This is a genomic window from Crocosphaera chwakensis CCY0110 (genome assembly GCF_000169335.1).
Taxonomy (GTDB): Bacteria; Cyanobacteriota; Cyanobacteriia; order Cyanobacteriales; family Microcystaceae; genus Crocosphaera; species Crocosphaera chwakensis.
Map to the genome: position 1 here is coordinate 18,929 of NZ_AAXW01000056.1, position 9,179 is coordinate 28,107.

Here is a 9,179-nt window from a genome sequence, read left to right on the forward strand (position 1 = left end):
CGCGCCTCCCGCGTCAAAAACCGGATTCTCAAAAGCAACGGGATTCAACAACGTTACTATGCAATTAATCGTCAGCAGCAAACCACCATCAGCAACAGTCAAATGGCTGCGGCGGCGGTTCGGGACACAATGCAAAAAGCGGGAATTGCTCCTAGAGCCATTGATTTACTAGCCTGTGGAACAACTTGGCCAGATTTACTTGTCCCTGGATTTGCCAGTATGGTGCATGGGGAATTGCCTGAACTCTCACCCTTAGAAGCGACTTCCCATCAGGGGGTTTGCTGTGCTGGGGTGGCCGCCCTCAAATATACGGCCTCCCAGGTTCAACTGGGGAAGAAACGGCAAGCGATCGCCGTGGCCTCAGAATTGGCTTCGCGCCTATTTAAACAGACCCGATTTGAGGCAGAAACTGGGATTCAAGGGGGTGAAAAGTTGCCCTTTGATACTGAATTTCTGCGATGGATGTTATCTGATGGGGCTGGGGCTTGTCTGGTAAGCTCTAACCCCGCCGCCACGGGACTCAGCCTCAAAATTGAGTGGATCGAACTGGTTTCCCATGCCAACGCCTACCCATTGTGTATGTACGCAGGGGTAGACACGCCCGAACAATTGACCAGTTGGATGGACTATCCTTCTCAAGCAGAAGCCGCCCATCAGGGAGTGCTGGATCTGCGACAAAATATTCGACTTTTGAATACCGTGGTTCAGCTTGGGGTTGAGGGCTGGTTGCGACTGATTGAAGCGGGTCGTGTGCGTCCCGATGAAATTGATTGGTTATTGTGCCACTACTCTTCTCACTTTTTTCGCAGTCAGATTGTTGACTTGCTGAGGAGAGCCGGTTGCATGATTCCCGAAGAAAAGTGGTTTACCAACTTGTACACCCTTGGGAATACGGGCTGTGCCTCCCTATACTTGATGTTGGAAGAACTGTTTGACTCAGGCAAATTGCGACCCGGACAAAAAATCTTTTGCTTTGTGCCAGAGAGCGGGCGGTTTACCACAGCTTACCTGATGCTGACAGTGGTTGGGGGAAATTCGATAACTTTACCGATTGAACCGAATGCCCCCTCAATCCCTAACCCAACCGTTGCCACTGATTTATCACGCCAACTCATGCTAGTGTGGTTAGAATTTCAGCGTCAGTTGCGTTCTGTGCCGATTGTGCAGCGTTTGTATCGAGGTGAATTCACCCTCGAAGATTACCAAGCCCTGCTGCGAAACCTGCGACCTCAAGTGGTCGAAGGGGCCCGATGGATTACGCGAGCAGCCTCTAATATGACAGATTTTGAGTTGCGATCGCTCTTAATTAATCACGCCAGAGATGAACATCGAGACTTTCAACTATTAGAACGCAACTATGTCTCGGTCGGAGGGAACCTGGCAGATATTGTCAATGCTGAAAAAAATCTCGGTAGCGAGGCCTTGTCAGCCTATATCTTTCATCGAGCATCCCATGAGAATCCCATTGATTTACTCGGTAGTATTTTTATCATTGAAGGTTTGGGCAATCAACTGGCCGGACAGTGGGCTAAGCTAATTCAGCGAACCCTCGATCTCAACGAACAACAAGTGTCATTCCTAAGCTATCACGCCGCCAACGATGAATCTCATGTCCAGAAGTTTGAGAGATTCTTTAACTCTGAGTGCATGACCTCAGAAATCGGCGATCGCATCGTCAAAACTGCCAAAACAACCGCACGACTCTACCGACTGCAATTGGAGGAAATTGGTGAATGAAATACATCCCTCAAACCCATAACCGTCGAGATCCCAATGTTTGGGATGCGATCTATCTTGATGAGGCAATTTCGGTTGATCCCACTGCCAAAGCCTATATGGTCAAGGATTTACAAAGTTGGTCGCGCCGTTACCTATTGATTCCCTGCAAAATAATAGCGAACCTGGGTTTGGCTATGATTATGATCCTGAAACGACTTCTTCCCGTTCAGTTTCGCTTCTATGGTCTGATGCACAAAACGGCAGTGGGGTTTCTGAAAACTTTTGCCTCGCCAGAAGCCTGCTACTTGATTGTCCGACATCTAGGCATCGGATCAAATATTGTGAATTTCCTGATTGACAATGGCCCCGATCCGACAATCCCCCGATCTGATCTGTATCCGCGAACTGTTGAAGATCTAGCTGCCAATGCCTTTTTGGAGCATGACCTGATTTTGTATAATTTTGTCTTAGATTACCACCGGGCGCAAAAACAACACCCAAACTGGCTGACAGATTTGCAGAACCGAGGTTTAGATTACAGCAGCGTTCAAGAGATTCAAATTGATGTAGACATGACCCGACGGGGTTGGCTACAAGTGCTGGATATGGAGTCTGCCCTCGAATTGTTCAAAATCTGCTACTCTTTTTGCACAACTAGCAACGAGTTTGAGCGAGCAGTGCTATCGTTGCAATTTGACGAAAGCTTCGGCCTTTATTTCAGTAAAATAACCGGAGATTATCACTGGAATCATCTGATTACTAACCGTCATCCCCTGGCTCCCAGTAGTGCTTTTGCAGCAGCTCATAATCTTTTGCTCCATGGGGTTCTCTCTGAATATTTGCACCGCTACCTGGAACTACGGGCGATCAATTATCAATCCCATTCGGGAAACGCTGTCGATAAAGTCTCTACCAATTGAACATTTGGGGAATGGAGGATAATGAACAATCAACAAACCCTGCGGCAAGGGTTAGAAAATTACTATCGTTCTAACCCGGAATTTACCCGCAATCGCGACTTACAACTAGGGTGGCTAAGGATTCCCTGGCGAGATTTGCAACGACACGACATCATGCATATTGTCACAGGATACAACACCACCATTGATGACGAAATGCGGCTGATTGGATTCTTATTAACGGGTCTGAGTTGGTGTCGGCCTTGGACTTATTATGTGCAGAATATTGGTAGTGCCGCTGAAATTTTTTGGCGTTCCTGTTGGGGGCAAGCCGTTGGTAACTCGCCGATGCCATATCGTCCTCTTGATATTCTTCGGTTTTACCTAACTGGCATCAAACAGGGTCTTCGGGTTCATCAGCAGATTGATGCTTATATGGACCCAGCAACCGTTATGGATCAAGATCTCAAAACTCTACGCCAGACCTACGGTATCAAAAATGCAGGGGCTTGGGACGCTAAATAACCGATTAGTTACTCAGGTTCAGTAAGCAGCATCGTCGCTTTTTGCATATCAATCGCCAGAAATCGATCAACGGCCTGGTAGACCCAGTAAAGAGACAATTTAGGATCGGAACTAGTTTTCTGGAATCCTAAGGCCAGGGCTAGTTCTGCATAACGTGGGTGAATAATCAAGCTGTACATATCCCAGAGATTGGGAAAGTCCTCTCTCATCTTTTCGAGGGTTTGTTGAACGTCTTTTAAGAATAGAACTTGCCCCTGCTTCTGGTAGGGGCGATCAATTATCCAACTACGAACAAAAACAGACCGACACCTTTCATCTTTAGGCAGTGCCATCTCAAATGGATCGACCTCAGCCACCTGACTCAAATGCAGTCCTTGACTTGGAGGCGCAAAAAATTTGACTTCTGATTCTTGCTGGGTCGGATATAGGGCATAAAACCCAATCGGATTCTGGTTATCACAGCGTCGTAATACCCGCAGACCTGTGGTATATTGACTAGCCCAGCCACGCAAAATATTAGCGATGCGATAAGGGACAACTTCTGTGTTCTGGTTGAACCACTCGTAATTACTGGCTAGCAAATTAGCAATGGGAATGGCATCACAGCGAGGGTCAAAGGCATCTGGTGTGACCAATACTTTGAAGTTGGATATCTTGTAATCTAGCAAGTCTGGCAACGGTTGAATTTCAATTTGATTACAGTTACCATCAAATTGCTTGCAGATCAATCCCAAAGCCACCAACTTATCTAGCATCATACCTGCTGAGCGATCGCTGCCTTGCTCGTGATCCCCATAAAATACGTTGGCCGCTTCGCGACAGCTACACTCAATCCATCCCTTGGGAAACGTCAACTGGGTCAAAGGAGGTTGGGGCAACGACTGACGCATCTGACAATCTTTTAAAAATAAGTATAGCCAAAGTCGGACAAAACAATCAGCCCGTCGCCGTGTCATACCCACTCGCTGCATCAATGACGAAATGTACCGTTCATACAAATTTGGGGGAAGCCATTTTTGCTGGTCTTCGGGGCAAAAAGCTGAAAACATTGACATGACAGATATTGATCGAGGCAATACTTTCCTCCGCCAGTCAATTATAGTCTGGAGTTTAGACTATGACAACCTGAGTTCGACGAAAGTAAAAATTAGTCAAATATAGATCAAAGCGTAGTTATTAGGTTAAGATACAAGGCTGCGTTGTCAAGATCAGCGATCACAGTTATGATGTAATCAGTACAGATGCACGATAGCCGATTTCATCTTTCAAGTGGAGACATTTTCAAGCAGAAATAATCTTACCATCATTTGAATCGTTTTCCCTATTCTCAAAACCGTCTCTAAAAACTAATTGCGGGTTTTTGCCAAAAGCTAAATTTGGGTTCTGTCGCAAAAAGTTTAAAAGAGTAGATTTATAAGAGATGAACCTAAAGGGAGAGAAACTACAAGAAAATTATAACCCCTTCATGCTTGATGATCCCCTTGCCCAGAGAACTTTTTGTGATTGGTTAATAGTTATTTCTCATCAACTTCTCAGATAATCTGAGCAACTCTTATTCAATCCTCAGAATCTAGTCATGAACCTTTCAGATGATTACTCCATACTAATAACCTGAGTTCGATGTAAGCAAGACCCATAAATTCCTAAAAAAGAAATAGGATTTTAAGAAAAATAAACATAGCAATTCAAACCAGTAAATATTAAAAAATACTGGCTAAACTCAATCTGTTTGATTAAGTGATTATTTCAAAATAGAAAGCTTTCAGCAGGAATTAAAGTGCTAGGAAGTAAAGAATATTCGTCATCGAATAGATTAAGAGATGGCTTCTTTTCCTGATGTGTATAAGCGATTAAACCAGCAATTATATTAACCATAAAGTTCACAACACTTCTATGTCTTGAGTGAGAAATCTGAGAAATATTTTTGAGTTGATCATTAACCGTTTCAATTAAAGAACGTTTTCTCAACATAATTTTATCAATCATAGGCAATAAACGGTTTCTCATTTTCTTCTTAAAAGGAGTAATGAACTTAATTCCTTTCTCAAAAAGCTCCTGAAATAAGGGAGAAGAAATGTAACCTTTATCACCATATAGTTTTCCAAAAAGTTCCTGAACTAAATCTTTGACTGGGACTCTATCATCTACATTACCTGGAGTTACTTGAAAAGATAAAAGTTCACCTTTATCATTAATAATTAGATGCAGCTTAAAGCCATCTTGGTGCGCGTTCCCTAGGCGATTACGAATCGCCGGGGTCGCACCGCAAAACCAACCAATTGAGCTTTTTCCCCAGTTAGCTAATCCTTCAAAAACTTTATTTCTCGTTCCTCGGTTATTAGAACAAATAGGTAATTTTGTAGAATCAATAAAACTGATTCCTGTGACCTCCCCTTTTCTTGTATTAAGATAAAAAATAAGAGGCATTAAAGCTGAGGGAATTAACTCTACAAACCTATTATAACTGACTAAATTGGGAAATTCTGATTGACAATGTTTGATAATGTGTTTAAGATAATAATTTTTAAAGTTTCGATAACCTGAAGAATGAAAATAGATGACTATTGTAGCGACTTCACTTAAACATAATCGAGATTCTTTTTTTCTTTTGACAATTTTATTAGGGAGCAAATAAGACTCAAAAATCTGGAGCAAAAACTTGACAAAAAGCGGATGCGACCCCGCGCCTTCGTAAGGCGCAAGGGAACGCGCACCAAGAGATCATCAATTTTACAAAATAAAGTTTCTATTTCCATTAGTGTAAATCTTCTATTTTGACAGGAAAATTATATAATTTAGAGAGAAATTTAGCTAGAGATATTCTGGCTGATTTTTTATGTCTTAAAATGTGTTTGGCTAAATCTATGGCTTGGATAAGTCTTGGCTTGTTTTTGTCACAGAATCAATTTTTAGCCGACTTGATTCTGTTATATGTTCAAGTTGCTGTTCACTTGATTTAGAAATATATTCATCTTTAGAAGACTTTGAATTCATCTCAAATTCAAGTAAGGGATCTTTATCCCATTTCTGTGCAATTTCATGTAATTTTGGAGCAAATACCTTTGGAATCCTGATTGTACAAGTTTCATTATTCTTCCAAATCGATTTTCTTCCAGAATTCTCTCTTGCACCTCCCCAGTTGCTACTTCTACTCTTCTCCTGATTCATAGCCACTCTTCTTTTTAAAGTGAATTAGTCACATAATCAATATTTTACCTTGATTCTGTTTCTAATTCATTGTATTCTCATTAATCAACAGTAATTGAGAACTGGCAAATAAGCGAAAATGCCTGTAATCCTCTCAGGGACTAAATTATAGCCGATTATCTTATATCGAACTCAGGTTGATGAGGTTGAAATTGAGAGATTAGTCGAAAAGTTTGATTGGGATGGTTATCGGTGCGAAAAACCTCAGCATAACGTCACTCTTTCTCCCTTCTTTATGGGCAAATATCCCATTACTCAAGTTCAATGGAAAGCGATCGCCTATTAATTAGTCAAAATTTAACCATCCGCTAATACAATGTATTTACTCCTCATAGATTAGCTCTCGATTTGAGTCATGACACTTAAACCACTGAATTTAAGTGAAGATTACACATACCCCAATGGTTGCCATTCTTCATTGCCAAACCAATCGGTACCGTCACGTTGAACTAGCTGATCTAGAAGTTCGGTTATGGATTCGGCAATAATTCCGTGGCATTCTTCGTAGCCGACTTCTTCGTGAAAGATGTCTAAAATTCGGCCATATCCTTCCTGATTTCCATCAAAAGCTAACCAATTCCCATTCCCGTTATCTACAAACTGCCACCACTTTTCGGTCAGATTGTATAAAGGTGCATCCTCGCAGACAAACCCGTAGGATTGCACCGTTTGTATCTTACTGAGTTCTGGGATTTCCAAGCGAAAATTATGACTTTCAGAGGCATCTGAATAGCTATCATATCCAATAAACATTCCATTGCCTAATTTATAAAGCTCAAGAAGTTCCTTGGGAACTCCACGCTTGTAAGCTTTAATCAGTTCTGTTTCTGAAGCCGGAAGACTCACGTAATATAACTCTCGTATCTTGTCAACAATTGTACTAAGCTTCAAAAGCCTTACCTTTTTCTGGTGTCGCCTTCAAATTATATCGAAAAAGTTTGGGGTTGGGGACAAGGGAAAATGTTTAGAAGTTTCCCATCTACCGATTTTGGACTCAGAAATAGCAACGCTAGTTTTTCGCTAATTTTGGGAAACCTAAGTATTATCTAGCCGGTCAAATTATGACTATTTTTGATGAGCCTTTTAATTTTGAAGCACTGGTAATTGGCGTAGGCTTTGTCGGAGTTTCCTTAGTGGCTGGCTGGCTTATGACAGCAGAGCCGTTGTTGAAATGGCATCAGACCAAAGATTGGGTGAAAACTCCAGCATATATTCTCGAAACTCAATTGCATCAAGGTCAAGATGAAGAGGGACACTCTACCTATACAACTCAAGCTCGCTACAGCTATATCTTTGCAGGACAAAACTACGAGAGTAGGCAGCTTTCACTCAATAACGGTAGCAGTAGCTTTTATCTTAAAGTTTATAGAGAATTATCTGATTATAAACAAAGTGAAGAGCATTTTCGTTGCTACGTTAATCGAGACAACCCTAGTGAGGTTGTTCTCTATCGCAACGTGCGATGGATAATAACGATGACTGGGGGTTTAATTGTCATCATTTTCGGTGGAGTAGGCATGAATATAACTTTTTACGAGATCAAACAAGGTTTTATGGTTGTTCTGAAAAAATAAGAGAATCAGAGGTAGAGTTGAAGAAGTTGCGTAAAAGTGCCAACTGAAACTAAAACTTTCAGTGTATAAGGTTTTGAAGAAAGTAATCGGCAATCACTTCGTTCCTTAAAGTATCATATAATTAATTTTAACTAAGTACATAATTTAATGAAATTAATACTGGCTGATGCTTTTGAAGCATTTAATCAATATAGTGGTTGGATTATCTGGAATTTATTTTTAGCATTTATTCCTTTCGTTCTTAGTTTCGGGTTATATCTCAGACCTAGCCGAAAACGCTCTGGACTTTGGTGGTTTTGTTTTATTATATTTTTAGCTTTTTTACCGAATGCTCCTTATTTATTAACTGATATCATCCATTTAGTTGAAGCGATTAGAGCCGATTATTCTATTTGGATTACGACTTTAATTTTTATTCCTTTACATCTATTAGCCATTTTTCTAGGGTGGGAAGCTTATGTTATTTCCTTAATTAATCAAAGTTATTATCTCAAAAAACAAGGGGCTAATAAATTTATTGTTCTGAGTGAATTAAGCACTCATGGCTTAAGTGCTATTGGAATTTATTTAGGAAGATTTCGCCGTTTTAATAGTTGGGATTTAATAACACAACCCAATATCTTGTTGAATTCTACAATAGATGATTTAACGACTAAAAAGCCTTTATTAGTAATTTGGATTACCTTTATTATTTTAATAATTTTCTATTGGTTAACCAAACAAATCACTTTAGGAACTCTATGGCGAATTAAACAATTATTTTATGACTTAGATGCTAAAAATTGATAGTCTAATCCTTTTTGCTATAATGAAGATAGAAAGTTCTTTCTAGTAAAAAAAACTAACGATTGGAGGGAAGAACCATGAATGAAAAACTGTATTTAATCATTTCTGGTGTAATCTTTGCCATAATTGGACTATTGCACTTGTTGAGAATTCTGTTTCAATGGCCAGCAATAGTAGGAATATGGTCAGTTCCGTTAGTGGTTTCTATTCTGGCAGTCATAGCAGCAGGAATTCTAACTTTCTGGGCATTCCGTTTGTCTAAGACAGTAGCCTAAGCCGATTTAAAAACAAGCTTTGATTTAATTTTCCACCCTTGTAAAGACAGCTATACCTTTATGTCTTCACAAGGGTGGATATTTAGTTGCCTCTTAAGCCACGTCACTTCCTCTACCAACCCTTGCACTTGCGCGACTAACTCTGCTATCAATGTAGTTAGTGCTGGTTGTTTATTCCGTTACCGTTCGTGATA

At 40.6% G+C, this 9,179-nt stretch carries 10 protein-coding genes and 1 pseudogene; 7 read left to right on the forward strand and 4 right to left on the reverse strand.

What is annotated here, in order from left to right:
• Positions 1-102: 102 nt before the first annotated feature.
• From CY0110_RS22385 to CY0110_RS22395, 3 genes are read left to right on the forward strand one after another with little or no spacing between them, the layout of a single operon-like run.
• Positions 103-1,737, forward strand: a complete 1,635-nt coding sequence (locus CY0110_RS22385; RefSeq protein ID WP_232285785.1) for a 3-oxoacyl-[acyl-carrier-protein] synthase III C-terminal domain-containing protein — start codon at positions 103-105, stop codon at positions 1,735-1,737.
• On the forward strand, positions 1,734-2,639 hold the full coding sequence (locus CY0110_RS22390; protein WP_008277858.1) for a DUF6999 family protein: 906 nt from the start codon (positions 1,734-1,736) through the stop codon (positions 2,637-2,639). The genes CY0110_RS22385 and CY0110_RS22390 overlap by 4 nt, the downstream gene beginning before the upstream one ends.
• A 21-nt stretch (positions 2,640-2,660) precedes the next feature.
• On the forward strand, positions 2,661-3,143 hold the full coding sequence (locus CY0110_RS22395) for a hypothetical protein (RefSeq protein ID WP_008277859.1): 483 nt from the start codon (positions 2,661-2,663) through the stop codon (positions 3,141-3,143).
• Positions 3,144-3,151: 8 nt separating this feature from the next.
• Here CY0110_RS22395 and CY0110_RS22400 read toward each other — a convergent pair whose 3' ends face one another.
• The 3 genes from CY0110_RS22400 to CY0110_RS22410 form a co-directional block, all read right to left on the reverse strand.
• Positions 3,152-4,198 carry a hypothetical protein gene (locus CY0110_RS22400; protein WP_232285786.1) on the reverse strand — a complete coding sequence of 349 codons (1,047 nt, stop codon included), beginning with the start codon at positions 4,196-4,198 and terminating at the stop codon, positions 3,152-3,154.
• A 691-nt stretch (positions 4,199-4,889) separates the two neighbouring features.
• Complete coding sequence (locus CY0110_RS22405; RefSeq protein WP_008277861.1) at positions 4,890-5,798, reverse strand: IS982 family transposase; 909 nt, start codon at positions 5,796-5,798, stop codon at positions 4,890-4,892.
• Between the two features lie 207 nt (positions 5,799-6,005).
• Positions 6,006-6,311: a hypothetical protein gene (locus CY0110_RS22410; RefSeq protein ID WP_008277862.1), complete on the reverse strand. Its 306-nt coding sequence runs from the start codon at positions 6,309-6,311 to the stop codon at positions 6,006-6,008.
• 178 nt (positions 6,312-6,489) lie between these two features.
• Here CY0110_RS22410 and CY0110_RS30100 point away from each other — a divergent pair.
• A pseudogene (locus CY0110_RS30100) lies at positions 6,490-6,630 on the forward strand (SUMF1/EgtB/PvdO family nonheme iron enzyme); the annotation flags it as partial.
• Between the two features lie 107 nt (positions 6,631-6,737).
• Here the strand turns inward: CY0110_RS30100 and CY0110_RS31565 are convergent.
• Positions 6,738-7,196: an SMI1/KNR4 family protein gene (locus CY0110_RS31565; RefSeq protein WP_008277863.1), complete on the reverse strand. Its 459-nt coding sequence runs from the start codon at positions 7,194-7,196 to the stop codon at positions 6,738-6,740.
• A 215-nt stretch (positions 7,197-7,411) separates the two neighbouring features.
• Here CY0110_RS31565 and CY0110_RS22420 point away from each other — a divergent pair, with 215 nt between their 5' ends.
• From CY0110_RS22420 to CY0110_RS22430, 3 genes are all read left to right on the forward strand, one after another.
• Complete coding sequence (locus tag CY0110_RS22420; RefSeq protein WP_008277864.1) at positions 7,412-7,924, forward strand: DUF3592 domain-containing protein; 513 nt, start codon at positions 7,412-7,414, stop codon at positions 7,922-7,924.
• Positions 7,925-8,071: 147 nt separating this feature from the next.
• The gene (locus tag CY0110_RS22425) at positions 8,072-8,710 is read left to right on the forward strand and encodes a DUF1361 domain-containing protein (protein ID WP_008277865.1); all 639 of its coding nucleotides are present in this window, start codon (positions 8,072-8,074) and stop codon (positions 8,708-8,710) included.
• 77 nt (positions 8,711-8,787) lie between these two features.
• The gene (locus CY0110_RS22430; RefSeq protein ID WP_008277866.1) at positions 8,788-8,985 is read left to right on the forward strand and encodes a hypothetical protein; all 198 of its coding nucleotides are present in this window, start codon (positions 8,788-8,790) and stop codon (positions 8,983-8,985) included.
• Positions 8,986-9,179: the final 194 nt, after the last annotated feature.

Coding starts and splice junctions, on each gene's coding strand:
- CY0110_RS22410 (WP_008277862.1), bottom strand. CDS start 6,311: ATGAATCAGGAGAAGAGTAGAAGTAGCAACTGGGGAGGTGCAAGAGAG.
- CY0110_RS22420 (WP_008277864.1), top strand. CDS start 7,412: ATGACTATTTTTGATGAGCCTTTTAATTTTGAAGCACTGGTAATTGGC.
- CY0110_RS22395 (WP_008277859.1), top strand. CDS start 2,661: ATGAACAATCAACAAACCCTGCGGCAAGGGTTAGAAAATTACTATCGT.
- CY0110_RS22385 (WP_232285785.1), top strand. CDS start 103: ATGGCTGCGGCGGCGGTTCGGGACACAATGCAAAAAGCGGGAATTGCT.
- CY0110_RS22430 (WP_008277866.1), top strand. CDS start 8,788: ATGAATGAAAAACTGTATTTAATCATTTCTGGTGTAATCTTTGCCATA.
- CY0110_RS22400 (WP_232285786.1), bottom strand. CDS start 4,198: ATGTCAATGTTTTCAGCTTTTTGCCCCGAAGACCAGCAAAAATGGCTT.
- CY0110_RS22390 (WP_008277858.1), top strand. CDS start 1,734: ATGAAATACATCCCTCAAACCCATAACCGTCGAGATCCCAATGTTTGG.
- CY0110_RS22425 (WP_008277865.1), top strand. CDS start 8,072: ATGAAATTAATACTGGCTGATGCTTTTGAAGCATTTAATCAATATAGT.